Source organism: Paenibacillus tritici (genome assembly GCF_013204885.1).
Lineage (GTDB): Bacteria > Bacillota > Bacilli > Paenibacillales > Paenibacillaceae > Paenibacillus_AQ > Paenibacillus_AQ tritici.
Map to the genome: position 1 here is coordinate 59,856 of NZ_JABMKX010000006.1, position 19,071 is coordinate 78,926.

Sequence of the window (19,071 nt, forward strand, 5' to 3'; positions counted from 1 at the left end):
TGCCGCCGGGAACATGAGGTGAATAACGGGTGTCATAACAAAACCGGAGGGGCCGCAGATTGCTGCGGCCCCTCCGGTTTTATGGTTCCACTAGTGACGGAAGGAGATGCCGTCTACTTCAGGCGTCTTTTGGGACTCTTGAACTGCAGCTCAAGGGCCTGCTGGTTTAAATGCAGCTCTTCCATATAAGCCTTGATCTTAAGCTGTAGCGTATGGAGCATTTCAGTGTGCATATCATCAATACGGTCTTCGATACAGAAAGCTGAACAAGCCAGATAACCGTCTGTATAGGATTTGGTGTCATCCATTACCGTATTCAGTTTCTCTTTGTATATCCGCTTGACCGGACCGCTCTCCGGCTTGATCTCATAATAGCGGCTCGTTTCCACCAGCAGCCGCCAATGGCTGACCTCGAACCCGCATTCATCTTTCTCCAGCTGCACGGTTACTTTGAAGATTTTAATCGGATTATTCATTGTGATTGTTCCATTCTTATTGGGGGATTCAGAGATTATAGCACGCAGGCGATGCCTTGCCCACTGGAAGATTATTATAGTATATTTTCACAGCATCGTTTAGAATGAATCCAATATTGTCCAAATGGGGCAACAGGTTAATCCACTATAAAGGAGACGAAATATGAAGAACACCGCTGCAAAAGGACATCCGGTTATCTACTCGCTGTTATGGGGAGTGGTCCTGACCCTGGCTGTATCCATCGCTTCCGCTGTAGCCACAATTCAGGAGTTCGGCGATATGGGGATACGGAATGCCCAGGCCTGCGCCTTCCTGGTGATGGCGATTATTGTTACTGTATATATGAAAAGAAAGGATTCCTCGCTCCTGAGCTTCGGCTTCCGCAAGCTGGAGGCCAAGCCGTCCAGAGCGGTGTTGTTCTACATCCCCCTGCTGATTCTTGCGGTGGCCCAGCCGCTTATGAACGGCATCAATCTGGAGCTGACGGCTCCCGAAGTCATCAGTATTGTAATTATGACCCTCCTGGTAGGGTACACCGAGGAATCTATTTTCAGAGGAATTATCAGACATAACCTTAGATTCAAAGGTCCGTTATTCTATATTGTGTTCTCTTCTCTTTTCTTTGGAATTCTACATATGGCTAATGCGCTTGGCGGAAATGATCTCATACATACGCTTCTCCAGGTGATCAATGCCCTGCTGCTGGGCTGTGTACTTGCCTTGCTGATCGAGGCAGGCCACAATATTATTCCTCTCATCGCTTTTCACTTTCTCTACGATGCGCTTGCGATGGTCAGCAATGAGAACCTGGAGCATGAGGTGCTGATCGTATCTGTCCTGAATATCCTGTATCTCATCTATGGTATTTATCTGTTGATGGTGCTGACCCGCAGACATAGGAATCATAATCGTACCATGTAGACTTTACCGGCCAGAACGGAGAGTGAATCCTCTGACTGGCCGTTTTTATACCTGACAATGAGAGCGCATACATTTGAAAACGCAGCTATTGGAAGCAAATAATCTGTAACCGGAGTAATTTTTCGAGAGAGGTATGTTATTCATGGGCATCCTGAAATTTCGTGTATTCTACGGGAATATGCAGGTTTTTGAAAGTTTAAATTTGAATCTGCCTGGGGTATAATGTAGACATCACCACAGGGAACCACAGCAAGTGTTCACAGGTGGACCCGCAGGTGATTGCCTCATTCCTAAATTTAGCAATGAATGAAGGAAAGGAGAGAATCCCGATGTACTAGCGTTAGCGAAGCGTGCCGGAATCGGCTGCTGATCAAGAGGGTGGATGATAACATCTTCTGGCAGATCGTGGGTATGCGGGAACCCAGGAAGTTAATCTTTTTTGAAGAAGAACCAAATGCTATTCATTCAAGCAAGAGATGATCTTGCGGAAGAAAGAGCGTGATTCCAATGAAAAAGGTTAGCGAAGCGTACGAATACGATTCTTCACAGTAGGAAAAGCGTCCGTGAAAACGTTTTTCGTGAAATCGTGTACGCGGGAATTCACCCCATATGCAGGACATGGAGCAACACTCCGGACAGGAGCGAACGGGCAACACGGAAACATGAATAATTGAACAAACACCATGTCAGGGATATGGCTTTTGTTACTTGGAGGAAATGATTGAATTGAATACGGTAAACAACACATGAATCCCCGTGCCTTAAGCAATCAGGCAGCGGGGATTCGTGCGTATATACATAATGGACCCCCGGGACTTGCCCGGGAGTCCCACATCAATCAGGCGCAAGCTTAAATAGATCCCAGTAAAGGTACGATATAGTCACGGAACACATCTGCCGGAGGATTATTCTTCCCGCGCTTGTTATCCTGGGTCAGCACAGTGACAAGCTGAAGCTCCGGCACTACATATATGAATTGTCCGGCATACCCGCGGGCGTAATAGTAGTCTACCAGACTGGATTCTCCGGCTGCTGAGCTGCAGGACAGGGCATCTGTCCACCAATGCCAGCCATACCCTCCGTGACGGGGAGGCTCCGTGTGCATGACTGGCTGTACTGAACGTGCAGCCCGACTGCCGGAGATAATCTGCGAATCCTTCCATATCCCCTGCTGCAAATAGAGCTGTCCGAAATTCAGCAGGTCTACAGGACGCAGCTTCAGCCCGAAGCCGCCAGTATGGATGCCCTGGGGGTCCGATTCCCAGTCATAGTCCCGGATGCCAAGCGGTCCGAATAGAACCTGTTCGGCATAGCTTGCTGTGCTCTGTCCTGTGGCTTGTACCAGAATCGACGATAGCAACTGCGAAATCCCCGAATTGTATTCCATCCGGGTGCCCGGTTCATCTGCGAGCGGTTGCTCCAGCACATAATTCACCCAATGGGGCGAACGGGTCATCTTCGGGAAGGAGTTGGCACCGCCGAACTCGGTCCAGCGGAAGCCAGCGGACATCGTTAGCAGCTGTTCGAGTGTAATGTCCTGCTTGCGTGGATCAGCATCACGCCGGACCTGCGGGAAGAATTCGCCGAGCGGCGCCGCAGGGCCGGGAAGCAGACCTTGGTCCATGGCGATGCAGATTAGCGCGGAAAGTATGCTTTTGGTGCAGGAATTGATCTTCGCCAGCTCGGAGGCCGTCTGCTGATCCCGGTAATGCTCGAAGATCAGCTTGCCATGCTGCTGAATCAGACAGCTTCGCAGCTTCAGCGGCGCAAGTGCGGCCGATAGTGTGGACAGGTTCATAGGGAATTATCCTTTCGGTAATATACACAGCCACCGCTTGAACGGTGGCCGTGCGGTTCTTGTAGATATCAGATTTAACTCTGTGAATAGGGTTGAATCCCGGAGGTTCCGAACCACGGAACTGCGGCGCCCGGCCGAGTTTGCTCCTAACGGACCTGAGAGACCCTATTCCCCGGAAAACACCACGTTTTGCGGTGTAACGGACAGAGTGGACCTTATCGTCTCTCTACATGAGGTTTAAGAGTAGAAATTCCAAGAATAAGCTCCATGGGGTCCGTTCCTTTGCCCAAGGGGTGACTTTCATCCGGAATACGTACGCCTCGGTCCGTTACGCCTTGCCAAACGCCTAATGAACAAATCCCCTCTTCATATGGGAATGGCACTTGAAGGGGGGACAAACCTGCAATTATGCTAATCCGAAATGCGCCTCAATCTTGGTGAGCATCTCTTCTTTGGTGGTCCGGGCATTTCTTATATAATACTGGACATGCTGCTGTCTTGCTTGCTGTAGAGATTTACGGGTATTCGCAATGATTCCGTCCAGTGTCTCGCGCTTGGCGCGTTCCGGGTCTGACAGGGTAGGGAAAAGATCCAGCATTCCCCGCAGATGATCCCGGTTGAAGTAATCCCGGCGAATCAATTCATCCTCCGCATATAAGTACACGATCTGCCTATTATCGGCTATACTCTTCAGGAACTCCGGGGCTATATCCGTATCGACTATTATCGGCTTGCTGTTACCCATCTGCAGCAGCTCCAGCAGGATGAATTCGATGCTTTCCTCCGCCGCAGAGACCAGCCACTGATTCCTGTCGTTGCCTTGACCGAGGAAATACCATTCCCAGTCTACGAAATACCTTAGAATAGCCGGATGGTCCTGCGGATTAGCCAGCTGCTTATATTCAAACGCATGCTCATCGGAAGAATAGAAAATCATTCCCCGCCTGGTTGATATCAGCTCTGCCATAGTGCTTTTACCCCCGCAGGGTCCTCCACAGATCCAGTACACATGCTTCAGATATTGCTTCAATAACCGCTCAGAAATTCTCACTGTTCATTCCCCCTGTAAAAATGATTAGTTAACAGTAGGGGATACTCTGATTCTGTTTGCATGACATGTCCAGGTTGCCGGCATCTGCATACACCACCTTTGATGGATTTCCCTGTATTATCTCAGTCTAACGAATGGATGTCCAATTCATGCTTCGCCTTGACGAGAGATCTCTAATAGCCGCAGCTTAGTTAGGAATCGCTATTGCATTAGAGACGACACCGAAGGTGGAGCCTTTAATATAAGCCTGATTCTGCAGAGCTTCCAGCTGTTTAGCAGTACCGGTTACGACTACACCAATAATTGTAATATCGCCCGGTTCCAGAATATCATTATCCCCGGCTAGGCTCTCATGAACCTGATCTGCTTCCCAGGTGAAGTTTTTGCCGTGCTTCCGCAGCTGTTCGACACTGTTAATGAAGGAGTCCACACCGCCATAGGGGGCAAACTGCTCTCCATGGAATCCGTAGATGATCATCGAATCAGCTGCGATGGTCTGGCGCGTTTCTTTCAGGTATTTTTTATAAGAGGGAGTATAGGCATCCGTCCATAACCAGACAGGCTGCAGCCCGGCAGGTAGAAGCTTCTGCGTCTCCTCCAGCGTGTAGGCATGGTCAAAAGACAAGGCCAGCTCCACCAAAGTATCGTCACCGAGCTGCTTCAGCAGACGGATGCTGTCCTCATACGAATCATACTGGATCTCAGGATGATAAAAGACCATTTCCCGGTCACCGGTGGCTGAGTTGTAACGGGGGGTTGAGGAGGAAGAGCGCAGCTTTTCCGGCGGCGAAATCGCTCCAAATGCGCCATATCTTCCGGTGGAGCGGCCCCATAAATTGTATGATTCCTCGATGGTCTCCCAAATATAAGGTTGGCTGCCTAGCCATTTGTAAGTCTGATTGTACGTTTCACCTCCGAAGCTATCCAATTTCAATGACTGGTTGCTGAGATGAACATTAGGGGCGCTGATCTCGTTTTTCCAGAGAGTTTCAGATAGTACCTTGTCTCCCTGGTTCAGTCTCAAGTGGTAGAGGCCATACCAGATAACGGCAAGTATAACCGGGGTCACAACCACAATGATTCCAATGGTTTTCAGGGTGGAGCGGAGTCTGGCTTTTCTGATGAGCTGCTGAGTCTTTTTCCCTCCGAGAATGAACGGGTCCTGCTCCTGATTCTGTTCCATTTAAATGCCCTCCTTATAATGTTTGATGAATTGGTTTTTGGCGCGTGTGACATGAGTCTTGAGCGTGTTCTCATTCATACCGTACAGGGAGGAGAGCTCCTTATAGGTCAGATTCAGCTCATATTTGAGAATTAGCAGTTCCTGATGCTGCTCAGAGAGTACAGCAAGGGTGTCGCGGATATTCTGTGCGGTTTCCCGCCTCAGCAGCTGGATCTCCGGCAGATGGGTCAAGGAAAGAAGCTGAATATCGTCAGCATCAACCGTAGGATGGCGTTTGTCTTTTCGCTTAAGGTCATAGAACTGATTCGTCGCGACCCGGAACATCCAGCCCATAACCTGCTTGGAGCCGATCCCGTCCTGATAGACCAGATATTTGTAACAGGTGTCCTGAACGATATCTTCAGCGTCCTCGCGGGCAAGTCCGCGTTTCCTCAAATACCGGTATAGCAAAGTTCCCGCTTGCTGCAGAAAGTGATGTATGGTGTCTTTGGCCATGTCTTGCCCCCTTCCCTTATACAACGCCAAGCTCCGTGAAAAGTTTACAGCAGCCGGTACAATCTGTATTCCTTAATTATAAATGTTCAATACCGGCAACAGCTTCAGCAGTGAATTTCTATATATGAGACTACTAAACTGAATCTTTGTGAAAAAAGACACAAATTCGTGAAAATTATCACGTTGTATTCATAAAATTTTAATATATAATAAAGTTAACTAAAAGAAACAGGGGGAGTTAAAATGAAATTATTCAAAGTATTAGTAGTAGCAGGGGTATCGGTAGCATTGTTGTCGGGTTGCGGAGCCAAAAATAACGAGACTACAGGTGGAGCAGCTACTACAGCACCGGCTACCACTGAGCAAGCGGATGCTGTAACTTCAGCTTCCATCGTGAACCAGGCAGATGCCTTCACTACAGCAGTTAGCGACAAGGGAACCTGGATTGTTGCCGTGCTGAACGATCTTACCGTTGACAAGGATGTAGTGGTAGCAGGCGAATTCCATGACAAGAATGATACAGCTAAGCCAATCTACCGTAAGCTTGCCCTGTACGCACAGGATGCAGACCACAAGGTTACAGCTACTTACACCCTTACAGCACCGAAAGTAACCGTACAGAGCGAGAACTTCCGCGTTCAAGGCGGCACGATCAAAGGTGACGTTTATGTAGAAGCTAACGGATTCAACCTGTATAAGGATGCTACCATTGACGGCAACCTGTACTTCTCCAGCGAAGATGTGAAGGCAACAGCAGTCCTGGAAGGTAAAGTTACCGGAGCTACTGAAGTTAAATAATATAAATTGCTTCGTATCAATATAATAGATAGGAACGACATAAGCCAGTAGACTGGGGCCTTTCAGGACCTTGTCTGCTGGCTTTTTTGTAATCTGCCCGGAAATATTCTATAGTAGATGGAAGAGGTTGTAAGCGCAAACACTTGGGACAGGGGATGCATCTATTCATGAAAACTACACGGAGATGGGGGATAGCTGCCGGGGTGATTCTAGCTTCTGTAGCGGTACTCTATCTATTATTGTATATGTATGAAAGACCCGGCGGATGGTCTGACCAGCGGATGTCGCACTCCCTCGGACTGAAGCAGACACTCCAAATCCCGCTTGGCGCAAGTCCGGAGGAAGCGGTTGAGTTATTCCGCCATTCCGACTCTATGACCGTCATTCATCAGGAGCCTGTTGCCAGAGGGAAGCTAGTGTTTCTTGCCCGTGCGGGCCGGCAGGAAGGCAGTGATCTTCAAGTAGAATATGTCCGCAAAACCTGGCTCGGCTGGAAATGGGTCTGGGGAGCAGGCTATGGAATGAGCAAAGATCCTTCCGCTTCGGCGATCAACTACATGAGGGTGCCTGAGCTGGAGCAAATCTCCACGCCTTTTCCCATGCTGTTCGGTGAGGTGCTGGACCCGTCCATTCAGCATATTGTGGTTCAGCAGAAGGAAGCCGGGATAGATAAATCCGAAGCGAAGCTGATTCAGGCGGGGCCAGACCGGACGATTTGGCTGGCTTTTCAACCGGCTACAGCGGGTGTTCCGTTTGAGATTGAAGGCTTGGATGAGAACAGGGAGATCATCGTCTCCAAAGTCATTACAGATATCCGGGACAGCGGCTCGATTGATTCCACCCGGCGAATGCAATGATATATCTCACATGAACTACAACATTCTTTTTGGAAAATCCGGCTTGATCATAATAGGTTGCATTCATGGCAGTACCTCTCCTTCATCCAGCTGATAAGGGGGTAATGTGTAACACTCGTTTGAAAAGCAGACGAAGACTCCGGCTCCCGTACCTGTACGGTTTGCCGGAGTCTTTGTCTATTAAAGGACCGCTTTTCCGGCGGGATACAGAGATTATACCGAACATGCAAATACTGCGGAATCAGCACATAGAAAAGGATGTGGAATCTTGGATTTGCATTTTAATGAAGACAATATGGAGCTGTAACTTGAAAAAAAGGTAAGGAATTCCAGCGTTTTGTCGAAATCTGTTCAGATTTTGTTCACATCCTTTGATTAACATGGTTAAAGGCACAGATCTGTGTGCCAGAGATAGCTTAGGTCCGGGAACTGGCGTAAGGAATGCTATGTTTGACCGTTAGCTTTCTCCCCTTGAGCAGTCTGACATACTGTCAGCAGTTCTTAACCGGCAGGCCAAAGGAGGGATTCGTGAGAGCGATCTTGGAGTGCTGTTTCTAACAAGAGGATGGCACTGTTTTTGACGGAAGAAAGCTGAGCTTGCTGTAAGGATTCAGAGATTAGCAGAGTTATATTTGCCAGACTTGTATTTCAACAATAAAGAGTTCTGTTTGGAGCTCGAGATAGCGATTTACCCAAAAGGAACCGTCTGCCTTTGATCTCCTCGAGCTGTAAACAAGGACTACAGAAGGGGCGGAAGGTGAAAGATGGATTTACATGCACAACGTAAAGGATGGTGGAACAGGCCGTTGAAGGCCTTGCTGTCGCTGACGCTGGTGGCGAGCGGATTCTCAGCGGCAGTTGCGCCAGCGAAGGTGCAGGCGGCCAGCGGAACTCCGGGCGGAGGTATGCAGGCGCCGGTTTTATGGCTGAAGGCGGATGATGGCGCATCGGCTGTAAATGGAGGATTAACAGACTGGGAGGATCGTTCTCCGAACCCTGTAGGATTCACGCTGGATCTTCCTAATGGAGCGAAAGTTCCGCAGTACAACGAAAGCGGAGTGAACTTCAATCCGAGTGTGAAATTTGCGAATCCTTTAAGCGCATATCATTATAATCCTTCAGCAAAGCTGCTGGGTGACAAAGCGATTACCTTCCGCTCAGGGTACACGGTGTACAAATGGCCGGAGTCGGGAAGCGCAGGTGTACTCGTAGGCAGCTCGGATCAGAAGAGTTCCAACGGTGTAATCGTTATGGGCGGCTACGCTAATAACGTCAGTACCGGTCCGGGTTTGACAAATGTGTATAGTTATGTTCCTTCCACGGTTCGTGACAGACACCAGCTTGTGAATTATCAGATAGGGGAACCGGGTCATACCGCCGCCATTGATGGAAAAAGCACAAATGTGTCAGGAGGTTCGTTCACTCCCTTCTCATTCACTCCTTCCATTGGAGCGACTAACGCGCCCGCCCAGTATAACTGGTCAGGTCTAAATGCGGAAGTGGCGGAAATTATTTTGTATGACACCATCACAAGTGCTGATGCAGCGAAGATTGAGACGTATCTGGCTGTAAAATACGGGATCACTTTAAACCATGATTATGTTGGTACAGACGGTACACTTCTGTGGAGCAAAACAGCCAATGCGGCGTATCATCACAATGTGGCGGGCCTCGGCAAAGACAATCTGGAAGAGTTGGACCAGAAGCAGAGCCGAAGCATTAATAAAGATACACAAGTGGCGATTGGTCTGGCTGGGCTTGCTGAAGCAAACAGTGGAAATACAGCTGTACTTGCAAACGGACAATATCTGATCTGGGGGGATAACGGCAAACCGGTTAAGTTCACCGGACAGCTTGGCTCGCCGGATTGGTATCAGGCCGAACGGATCTGGAAGGTTCAGAATAACGGAAGTGTGGGAGAGGTTGAGATTGCCATTCCGGCAACGGCTGCCCCGGAAACGGTCAAGCTGCTGGTGAGCGATACGGACACCGACTTCGCACAAGCTACTGAATACGAATTAAGTCCAATCACACTCGGCAACGTACCTCACTATGCTGTGAAAGTAACGTTGAAGGATGGACAATTCTTCACTTTTGCAGCGGAGGCTCCTGAACTACAAGAGGGCTTGCTCGAACAGGTTGCGGCTGGCGGGCATGAGATCGTACTCACCTTCGACCAGGAGATGGCAACGGGTAATTTGGCTGGTTTCAGTGTTAAGATCGCGGACACAGCCGTACCTACCGGGAGCATCACCTACAGAGTGGACCCTGCCGATCCTAAGAAGCTGATTTTGACGCTGCCTGAGGGAACGGATGTTAAAGGGAAGACTGTGAACGTGGACTATAATGGCACGGGTTCGCTCAAAAGCACTTACGGAGCTCCTGCGAAGCCGTTCACGGTGAGTCCAAAGGATCAGTTCATTGACTCGCTCCAAATCATCCAGCCTGCGGGGAGCTTGGTCACTGCGCCTAAGCCTGAGATTACAGGGGAAGCCGAGCCGGGTTCTGCCGTTGCGATTGTAATCAAGGATAAAGACGGTCATATTGTGACTGGCGCAGGCGGAAATGCCGTTGTGGAAGCGGACGGGAAGTGGTCATTCACCCCGGGCGCCAACTTACAAGATGGTGAGTACACTATTGAGGCGACAGCCACCAAGGGCGTCAAGTCTGCGGTTGCCACCAAGGGAATTACGGTCAACGTCCCGGTGCCGACACTTGTCATTACAGCTCCTGGCGGTGAGATGGTAACCGATACCACGCCGGAGTTCCAGGGAACGACAGATCCCGGAGCTACGGTAACGGCTATTATCAAAGATCAGGACGGGCATACCATCGGAACCCCGACAGTAACTGTAAAAGCGGATGGCACATGGAGTTTTGAGCCGGAAGAGGCACTGCCGTATGGCAAATACACGGTAGAAGTGACTTCAGCCAAAAACGGAAAAACCAACATGGCCTCCAAAACGATTTCCGTAGTAGACAAGAGCAAGCTGCAAGCGGAAGTGGATCGGTCTTCCACGTTGGATGAGGAAGACTACACAACGGGAAGCTGGACGAGCTACGAGTCCAAGCTGACCACCGCGCAAGCGGTGCTTGGAAGCGCGACTGCAACGCAGACCGAAGTGGACACGGCACTGGCGGAGCTGACGGCAGCGCGTGAAGCGCTGGTGCTGAAGCCAGTGGTGGACAAGAGCAAGCTGCAAGCGGAAGTGGATCGGTCTTCCACATTGGATGAGGAAGACTACACGACTGGAAGCTGGACGAGTTACGAGTCCAAGCTGACCACCGCGCAAGCAGTGCTGGGAAGCGCGACTGCGACGCAGACCGAAGTGGACACAGCACTGGCGGAGCTGACGGCAGCGCGTGAAGCGCTGGTGCTGAAGCCAGTCGTGGACAAGAGCAAGCTGCAAGCGGAAGTGGATCGGTCTTCCACATTGGATGAGGAAGACTACACAACTGGAAGCTGGACGAGCTATGAGTCCAAGCTAACCACTGCGCAAGCGGTACTGGGAAGCGCGACTGCGACGCAGACCGAAGTGGACACAGCGCTGGCGGAGCTGACGGCAGCGCGTGAAGCGCTGGTGCTGAAGCCAGTCGTGGACAAGAGCAAGCTGCAAGCGGAAGTGGATCTGTCTTCCGGGCTGGACGAGGAAGACTACACAACTGGAAGCTGGACGAGCTACGAGTCCAAGCTGACGACCGCGCAAGCGGTGCTGGGAAGCGCGACTGCAACGCAGACCGAAGTGGACACAGCACTGGCGGAGCTGACGGCAGCGCGTGAAGCACTGGTGCTGAAACCAGTGGTGGACAAGAGCAAGCTGCAAGCGGAAGTGGATCGGTCTTCCACGTTGGACGAGGAAGACTACACAACGGGAAGCTGGACGAGCTACGAGTCCAAGCTGACCACCGCGCAAGCGGTGCTTGGAAGCGCGACTGCAACGCAGACCGAAGTGGACACGGCACTGGCGGAGCTGACGGCAGCGCGTGAAGCGCTGGTGCTCAAACCAGACAAGAGCAAGCTGCAAGCGGAAGTGAACTTGTCTTCCACGCTGGAAGAGGAAGCCTACACGACTGGAAGCTGGACGAGCTACGAGTCCAAGCTGACGACTGCGCAAGCGGTGCTGGGAAGCGCGACTGCGACGCAGACCGAAGTGGACACCGCACTGGCGGAGCTGACGGCAGCGCGAGAAGCGCTGGTGCTGAAACCAGTGGTGGACAAGAGCAAGCTGCAAGCGGAAGTGAACTTGTCTTCCACGTTGGACGAGGAAGACTACACGACGGGAAGCTGGACGAGTTACGAGTCCAAGCTGACGACCGCGCAAGCAGTGCTAGGTAGCGCGACTGCAACGCAGACCGAAGTGGACACGGCACTGGCGGAGCTGACGGCAGCGCGTGAAGCACTGGTGGAGGTTCCTGTGGTACCAGTCGTGGACAAGAGTAAGCTGCAAGCAGAAGTGGACTTGTCCGCTATTCTGGACAAGGAGACCTATACGCCAGCAAGCTGGGCGAGCTACGAGTCCATACTGACCACTGCGCAAACGGTGCTGGGAAGCGCAACTGCCACGCAGGCAGAGGTGGACGCGGCATTAGAAGCATTGCAAGCGGCTTACGGGGCATTGGTTGCAAAGAGCGGATTGGTGAATATTACGCCATCCTCTGGCATGATTCAGCCAAGTGTAACGGCGAGCGTATACGAATACAGTCTTAACGTGGAGTACAATGTCTCCGAGCTTCAGCTGACATTGGCAGCTGCTCATCCGGGCGCAGCCATTACGGTTAACGGCCAGGTTGCCGGGACGGGGCAAGCAAGTGCTGCGGTGACTCTGAATGTAGGCGATAATACTGTAACCATCGTAGTTCGGGAAACGGATGGCAGCGACAAAACGTACACGGTTACCGTGAGACGCCAATCCGCGCCTCTTGAGCCTAATCAGCCTTCCCAGACGCCATATGTCCCTTCTAATACACCTACACCGGCCCTACCGGTAGTAGAGAGAATAACGGTAGATGTCGAGGCCACAGGTTATGGAATTGTTGCAAAAACTGAAATTGAAAGAACGACAAATAACGATGGCAGCAAGAGTGATAAAGTGACGTTTACCACGGCTAAAGCTCTTGAAGCGGTTGAAAAGACATTAGCTGCCCGCTCGACAAGCGTTCGTATTGTCATTCCGGACAAACAGGATATTGTAAAAGATGTCCGGGTGGAGTTGCCGGATGCGGCAGTGAAAGCTGTACAAGATGCCGGTCTAAACCTGGAAATCTATACGGACAACGGAATGATTACTATTCCGAATGCCTCGCTTAGCGGCCTGTACCCGAATCTGTATTTCCACCTCATTCCTGTCAAACAGGAAAGCGAGCGTAAGCAGGTTGAAGAACGGGCCAGAACCGAGGAGTTGGTCCGCAAGGTACTGAACAACGGCAATGTCTATGTGGTAGATCGTCCCATGACGATTGAAACCAATATGACAAGCCGTCCCGTAACCATCACATTGCCATTGAACAGCAGTCATGTACCGGCAGAGGCACGTGCAAGAGAAGCTTATCTGTCGAAGCTGGCCGTGTTCATTGAACACAGCGATGGGGAACGGGAACTGGTGAAGCCCGCCGTTGTAGCGTATGGCGACAACAAACTGGGATTGTCCTTCACCATCGGGAAGTTCAGCACCTTCACTATTCTTAATCTGGATAACGGGGCTGCCGGAAGCCATCGCGCTTATATGGTCGGTATGCCGGACGGAACATTCAAGCCGGAGAACGCGCTGACCAGAGCGCAGGTCGCCATGATTCTATACCGGGTGCTGGAGCTGCAAGGTGCAAACGCAGTCCAATACTCGGATGTCTCAGGCAGCCACTGGGCAGCAGAAGCCATCCGTCAGGTCACAGGTGCCGGACTGATGAAGGGCATGACAGATGGAAGCTTCAGACCGGAGCAGGGCATCACCAGAGCGGAAATGGCAGTCATCATTGTGCGCTGGAAAGCACTCTCAGGTACAGGAGAACACAGCTATAACGACGCCCTTGGCCATTGGGCAGAGAAGGCAATCGGCCAAACGAAAGAGGCCGGTTATATGGAAGGCATGACGAATGGCAGATTCCAGCCGGACAAAGCCTTGACCCGTGCCGAGGGAGTTACTGTATTTAACCGTATTTTGGAAAGAGGACCGCTGTACGGGGAGACCGTTCCATTATGGTCCGATGTGCCGACGATCCACTGGGCGTTCCATCAGATTGAGGAGGCATCCCAGGATCACAGCTACACAAGCCGGCCGGAAGGCGGCGAGATGATTATCAAGCAGTAGGTATACAGTTGTAGGCTTACAAAGGAAGGGCTGTCCAAGTCATGAGAATGACGAGGGCGGCCCTTTCTTGTTTGTGTTCCTATCGTGGATAACGAAATGCATCAAATGACCGTGCCTGTTAGCCCAACTGCAACATATATTCATAAGCCGTGATGCCGAAGACACTTTTGAAATGACGGTTCAGATGGGTCAGGTCTGTGAAGCCGTAGTCTGCTACAGCGGAATAGATGTCCCTGTTCTTCTCGATGAATTGCTTGGCGTGTTCGACCTTGCAGTTCAGGAAGAATTGATAGGGTGAGGTTCCGGTATGGGCTTTGAACTCGCGGATGAACTGGTATTTGGATAGGTTGAACTCCCGCGCGAGGTCGTCGAGCTTCAGTACCTGGTCCAGGCTGCAGTACATCATTTCTTTGGCTTTGTTGACAAAAGCATTGTTAATCCGCCGCGGCGTCTGTATTTCCGTATGGGACAAGCGGTTGGCGAGCCGGATAAGCAGTTCGCTGCTAAGTGACTCGTCGGCCCCGCTCTGGACAGCGTGACTGAGGTTACAGATGCAATGTGCCAGCTCCCTGTCATAGACGATCGGAGTGGTGAAGTGCAGTTCCTGTTGGCCCAGAAGCTCAGCCATCAGGTCAGGCTTGATATACAGCATGACGTAGTCAATGCCTGCCCGGTCGTAAGAGCTGCCGTCATGAATCTGCTCCGGGTTAAACAGCATAACCCCGTTCCTGTGCGAAGCCTGGAAGCTGCCGTCCAGTGTATATTGCTGAATGCCGCGCAGGGTAACGCCTACGGCGTATTCTTCATGGCAATGCTTTTTGTAGGTGAAATCTGTCATGCTGGCCGATAAGGCGAGGATCTCTGCTGACTTTTTATAATTGAATTGCTCCACTTGAATCACCGCCGCTCTATATAATACCGGATACCATTACAGCAGAGTATACTAGAAAAAGAGCCATTAGATTATTCATTATCCGCTGATGCCGCTGCAGTAAGCTCTTGAATACGGAGCCGAATATGACCCAGGCAGTAAAGGCCAGGAAACCGATCACAGTAATAACTATGACGAAGAGGAAGGCTGCTGCGGGTGAGCTATAATAGGGCATAACATAACTTGGGATCACAGTCAGTGTGAACAGTAGCACCTTCGGATTGGCGAATTGCATCACCAGCCCGGAGAGGAAGCCGGAGGCCTGCCGGCCCGCGGCTTCAGAACGGCCCATCCTGTACACCTGATAAGCAAGGTAGAGCATATACAGGCTGCCGATGAGCTGCATGACGCCGAGAAGATGCGGGAGAATGCCCGCCAGCAGGCGGTTCAGCAGAGCGGATGCGGCAAGAAGCAATCCGAACGCGAGTGTGGCTCCGCCGACGTATCCCATTGTTTTCCTGGCCCCATAGTGCTGCACAGAGGAGAGGATCACAATATTGGTCGGGCCGGGTGTGAAGGTAACCACAACACAATAGATTATAAAAGAAAGGATATTCATGATGACCTCCGGTGTAAGTAGTTCCATGAATATACACCGGGAGCGGGAATGGCTATAGTACATTATTGCAGCTCGCTATTCCATTAGCCGAGAGCACTCCATATTGTCAATATCCCCATCACCATGACGAATGATCCCATCCATAAGGCCACTGCCCCTCTGAAGCGCATGGAGCTGATGTAGGCGTCACTGGGTTCACTATCTCCTTTCGTTTTCCAGCCCTCACTCATCTGCCAGGTGAAGGTAGGGTGTCTGCGCACATATAAGGCAAATAAGTTGATTGCTATTCCGAATAACAAGACGAAGATTCCGGTAAAAGCTTCGATGATAATCAGCTCCTCAGTAGATTCAAATGTTTAGCCGTTAGTATCTAATACGTTACTTGGCTTAGGGGAGGTTTCACAATATTGTATTCCCCTCAAACAACCTCCGCACCTGCTGCGCCATCTCTTCCGGAGTATGCGGCATCCGGTTCTGAATCCACCACTCGACAGTACCCACGAAAGCTGAAGCCATGAAATGGGCAATGAGCTGCTTATCCATTTCTTCAGGAACAGACTTCTCCATCTCCAGCTTATGAATTACATTCGATGAGACAATCTCCAGCAGGCGTTCACGGAAGATTGTGGTTCTCTGGTTGGCAAGCATAGCGGAGAAGAACAGGAAGTTCTGTTCGAAATAGCGAAATACCGGCTTCATTTCGCGGATGAGTCCAACATCTCCATCCGGAGTGCGGGTCATATTGCAGGATAGGAACATTGTGCCCAGGTGTTCCTCAATGCATCTGTTGAGCAGATCATATTTGTCGGTGTAGTGGAGATAGACGGTCCCCCGGTTTACATTCGCCCGTTCCGCGATCTCGTTAATTGTGATTTGTTCCAGCTCCTTCTCGGCAAAAAGCTCCAGAAAGGCTCTGTTAATCGCTTCTCTTGTTCTCAGAATCCGTCTGTCTGTCTTGATTCCGGTACCCATGATGATGAACCTCCTCCAGTTAATGAACACATGGCCTGCGCTTGTTGCATATAGGACATTTCCGCTTACATTAGCGATTGAATAGCCATCTCATCTCTATATAATAATAATCAACACCAGTCAGATAATCAACACGAGTTGAATAAAAGGAGAGGTCACAAGTGAATAACAAACCATCCAAGGTAATCATCATTACGGGAGCTTCAAGCGGTATAGGTGAAGCTGCAGCCCGGCTGCTGGCTCAAACAGGCGCAAGGCTCGTCTTGGCAGCCAGAAGAACAGAGCGCCTGCAGACCATCGTCAGTGAAATTGTGCAGGAAGGCGGTGATGCGGTATATCTGCAGACCGATGTAACTTCTGCGGAGGACCTGGAGAAGCTGGCAAGGTTCGCCCTGCAGCAATACGGACGGATCGATGTACTGGTGAATAACGCCGGAGTAATGCCCGCATCCATGCTGCAGGAGCTGAAGGTACACGAATGGGATCAGATGATTGATGTCAACATCAAAGGTGTGCTGTATGGCATCGCTGCCGTTCTGCCGGTTATGAGGGAGCAGCAGTCGGGGCATATCATCAACCTGTCCTCGGTAGCAGGTTATAGCGTAAGTCCATCATCTGCGGTATACAGCGCCACCAAATATGCCGTCCGCGCCATCTCCGAGGGATTGCGGCAGGAAGAATCCCCAACTTCACACATTCGCTCGACCATTATCTCGCCGGGGATGACGGATACAGAGCTGGCCCATACGATCAGCAGTCCGGAAATCCGGGCGATGGCGGGCCAGATGAACAGCATGGCAATATCTCCTTACAGTATTGCCAGAGCAATTGTATATGCGATTAATGAACCTGAGGATACCAGTGTGAATGAGATTGTGGTCAGACCGACGATCCTGCCTTAAAAGGAGTCTATGAGGAATGAAATAGAGGAAGATCACCGGACAAAATCAGAGCGAACGGATACAGTCCAGCAGGACCACAGCCAAATCACAGGATAAGGCGAGCAAATCCATAGTGTCACAGTCTTCATGGCAGCCTGGCACAAATAACTCATCAAGCTCCCGGCTCGAATGCATCGTAATAGCGCTTGAATAGGGCAGGTAGATGGAGTGGAACCAATCCAGCATTTTCGTTTCTTCAGCCATGGCCAGCATTTCAAATTCCGGATGTAGCGGAATGATGCTGGCCTCTTCTATAAACCGGGATGCACGTATATCCGGTTGATTCGCTATGAATTTTAAGGTGATTGTATATTCAACCAGCATACGCAGAATGTTGCCGGCTTCTGCCGGGTAGCCGGAATTCAGCAGCAGGCGCAGTGCGGGCATCGACTGGCGGAAACGGCTGATGAAGTAATATGCGATATGGGACATCAGATTTTGCGGAAAAGGCTGTTCAATCAGGCAGGCCTCCAGCAGGCAGATCATCTCCTCATACGTAACCGCAGGTTCCCCATCTGTTCCCGCACTGGACATCAGTAGCTCTTCCTCGTGCATTCCACTCACCTCTTCCTTCCCTCTTACCGTCATTCGGCTGCCGGACGGGTCTCTAACTCCACTGTAATCTATGAAACGCCTTCCATGTCAAACGCTTTATTTGTGGTCTGAATGTAACGCATTCCGGCGGTTTGAGGTAAAATTAACAGGAGTATAAGGGATATGCAGCAAGCATGGGAAGGTGGAATTATGGCGAATATCAAAGATATTGCGAAGCTGGCCGGAGTCTCGGTCACAACGGTGTCCCGTGTTCTTAACGGCCATCCTTATGTAAGCAAGGCGAAGAGGGAAGCTGTTCTGCAGGCCATGGAGACGGCTGATTATGAACGTAATATTAATGCAGTACATCTAAGCAGGGGCAGGACGAATCTGATAGGGGTGGTCGTTCCCTATATCACGCGGCCGTATTTCGGGATGGTCGTGGAAGGAATAGCGGATGAGGCTATCAAGGATAATTATAAGCTGGTGCTGATTCAGTCCAACTATGAAGCAGAGCGGGAGCTGGATGCACTGATGATGCTGAAGCTGAAGCAAATTGATGCGCTGATTATCTGTTCGCGGACCTGCAGCTGGGAGATTGTTGACGAGTATGTGCAGTATGGGCCTATAATTGTCCTGGAGGACGGCAGGGGACATCAGGTGTCCTCCATTTTTATGGATCATTATCAGAGCTTTACCCGTGCGCTTACCTATTTGCGGGGCAAAGGTCATTATAAGATCGGCTATTGCCTGGCCAGACAGTCCAGTCCTAACAGCAATTTAAGGGAATCGGCCTACCGGGACTTCTATATGAACCGGAATGAAGCCTATAACCATGACTATATGTTCTATGATTGTGTGCAGCTGGAAGACGGGGAATGGATTATGCAGCGGATTCTGAAGATGGACGACCCTCCCACTGCACTGCTGGTTACCAGTGATCAGGTGGCGGCGGGAATTCTGTCCTTTTGCCGGGAGAATGGGATTGAGGTGCCGGGTCAGCTTGCTATTGTAGGGTTCGACAATCAGCCGATCGCCAGAATGATGCACATCACGACCTTCGAGATCCCGCTGGTGGAGATCGGACGGAGGGCTTTGCTGCAGGCGGTGGACGGAAGCCAGGCCCATGAAGAGATTCATTTGAACCTGATTGAGCGGCAGACCGTATGAGTGAGGGCTAGAGCTTGCCCAAGCCTTTGTCAATTCATCAATGTGAAGTATAATTATCCAATTGGATTAATGAATAGCA

The 19,071-nt window shown here is 50.7% G+C and carries 16 protein-coding genes; 6 read left to right on the forward strand and 10 right to left on the reverse strand.

Annotated elements, in window-relative coordinates; all coding sequences use genetic code 11:
• Window positions 1–113: 113 nt before the first annotated feature.
• Window positions 114–476, reverse strand: a complete 363-nt coding sequence (locus HQN87_RS11850; protein ID WP_173132762.1) for a hypothetical protein — start codon at window positions 474–476, stop codon at window positions 114–116.
• 163 nt (window positions 477–639) lie between these two features.
• Between HQN87_RS11850 and HQN87_RS11855 the strand changes: the two genes are divergently transcribed.
• A complete protein-coding gene (locus HQN87_RS11855) occupies window positions 640–1,398 on the forward strand; it encodes a CPBP family intramembrane glutamic endopeptidase (protein WP_173132764.1) in 759 nt (252 codons plus the stop codon).
• An 850-nt stretch (window positions 1,399–2,248) separates the two neighbouring features.
• Here the strand turns inward: HQN87_RS11855 and HQN87_RS11860 are convergent.
• The 4 genes from HQN87_RS11860 to HQN87_RS11875 all read right to left on the reverse strand — a co-directional run bounded on the left by HQN87_RS11860 (window position 2,249) and on the right by HQN87_RS11875 (window position 5,925).
• Entirely contained in the window at window positions 2,249–3,196 is a 948-nt protein-coding gene (locus tag HQN87_RS11860) for a serine hydrolase domain-containing protein (RefSeq protein WP_173132766.1), read from the reverse strand.
• Window positions 3,197–3,602: 406 nt separating this feature from the next.
• Window positions 3,603–4,247 carry a DEAD/DEAH box helicase family protein gene (locus HQN87_RS11865; protein WP_173132768.1) on the reverse strand — a complete coding sequence of 215 codons (645 nt, stop codon included), beginning with the start codon at window positions 4,245–4,247 and terminating at the stop codon, window positions 3,603–3,605.
• 187 nt (window positions 4,248–4,434) lie between these two features.
• Window positions 4,435–5,430: an anti sigma factor C-terminal domain-containing protein gene (locus tag HQN87_RS11870; RefSeq protein WP_173132770.1), complete on the reverse strand. Its 996-nt coding sequence runs from the start codon at window positions 5,428–5,430 to the stop codon at window positions 4,435–4,437.
• Entirely contained in the window at window positions 5,431–5,925 is a 495-nt protein-coding gene (locus HQN87_RS11875) for an RNA polymerase sigma factor (RefSeq protein ID WP_173132772.1), read from the reverse strand. It abuts the gene before it with no gap.
• 243 nt (window positions 5,926–6,168) lie between these two features.
• Between HQN87_RS11875 and HQN87_RS11880 the strand changes: the two genes are divergently transcribed.
• From HQN87_RS11880 to HQN87_RS11890, 3 genes are all read left to right on the forward strand, one after another.
• Entirely contained in the window at window positions 6,169–6,723 is a 555-nt protein-coding gene (locus HQN87_RS11880; RefSeq protein WP_173132775.1) for a hypothetical protein, read from the forward strand.
• A 167-nt stretch (window positions 6,724–6,890) separates the two neighbouring features.
• A complete protein-coding gene (locus HQN87_RS11885) occupies window positions 6,891–7,580 on the forward strand; it encodes a hypothetical protein (protein ID WP_173132778.1) in 690 nt (229 codons plus the stop codon).
• A 764-nt stretch (window positions 7,581–8,344) separates the two neighbouring features.
• The gene (locus HQN87_RS11890; protein ID WP_173132781.1) at window positions 8,345–13,885 is read left to right on the forward strand and encodes a DUF8202 domain-containing protein; all 5,541 of its coding nucleotides are present in this window, start codon (window positions 8,345–8,347) and stop codon (window positions 13,883–13,885) included.
• Between the two features lie 118 nt (window positions 13,886–14,003).
• Here the strand turns inward: HQN87_RS11890 and HQN87_RS11895 are convergent, their stop codons facing one another.
• From HQN87_RS11895 to HQN87_RS11910, 4 genes are all read right to left on the reverse strand, one after another.
• Window positions 14,004–14,777, reverse strand: coding sequence for an AraC family transcriptional regulator (locus HQN87_RS11895; RefSeq protein ID WP_173132784.1), 774 nt, complete (start codon window positions 14,775–14,777; stop codon window positions 14,004–14,006).
• 16 nt (window positions 14,778–14,793) lie between these two features.
• Window positions 14,794–15,375, reverse strand: a complete 582-nt coding sequence (locus tag HQN87_RS11900) for a LysE family translocator (protein ID WP_173132787.1) — start codon at window positions 15,373–15,375, stop codon at window positions 14,794–14,796.
• A gap of 83 nt (window positions 15,376–15,458) precedes the next feature.
• The gene (locus tag HQN87_RS11905; protein ID WP_173132790.1) at window positions 15,459–15,674 is read right to left on the reverse strand and encodes a DUF6199 family natural product biosynthesis protein; all 216 of its coding nucleotides are present in this window, start codon (window positions 15,672–15,674) and stop codon (window positions 15,459–15,461) included.
• A 100-nt stretch (window positions 15,675–15,774) separates the two neighbouring features.
• Window positions 15,775–16,347 (reverse strand): TetR/AcrR family transcriptional regulator, encoded by a 573-nt coding sequence (locus HQN87_RS11910; protein WP_173132793.1) that lies wholly within the window; start codon window positions 16,345–16,347, stop codon window positions 15,775–15,777.
• 161 nt (window positions 16,348–16,508) lie between these two features.
• Here HQN87_RS11910 and HQN87_RS11915 point away from each other — a divergent pair, with 161 nt between their 5' ends.
• Window positions 16,509–17,249, forward strand: a complete 741-nt coding sequence (locus HQN87_RS11915; RefSeq protein WP_173132796.1) for an SDR family oxidoreductase — start codon at window positions 16,509–16,511, stop codon at window positions 17,247–17,249.
• Window positions 17,250–17,294: 45 nt separating this feature from the next.
• Here the strand turns inward: HQN87_RS11915 and HQN87_RS11920 are convergent, their stop codons facing one another.
• Window positions 17,295–17,843 carry a DUF5677 domain-containing protein gene (locus HQN87_RS11920; protein ID WP_367272716.1) on the reverse strand — a complete coding sequence of 183 codons (549 nt, stop codon included), beginning with the start codon at window positions 17,841–17,843 and terminating at the stop codon, window positions 17,295–17,297.
• 189 nt (window positions 17,844–18,032) lie between these two features.
• Between HQN87_RS11920 and HQN87_RS11925 the strand changes: the two genes are divergently transcribed.
• Window positions 18,033–18,992, forward strand: a complete 960-nt coding sequence (locus tag HQN87_RS11925) for a LacI family DNA-binding transcriptional regulator (RefSeq protein ID WP_173133664.1) — start codon at window positions 18,033–18,035, stop codon at window positions 18,990–18,992.
• Window positions 18,993–19,071 lie beyond the last annotated feature (79 nt).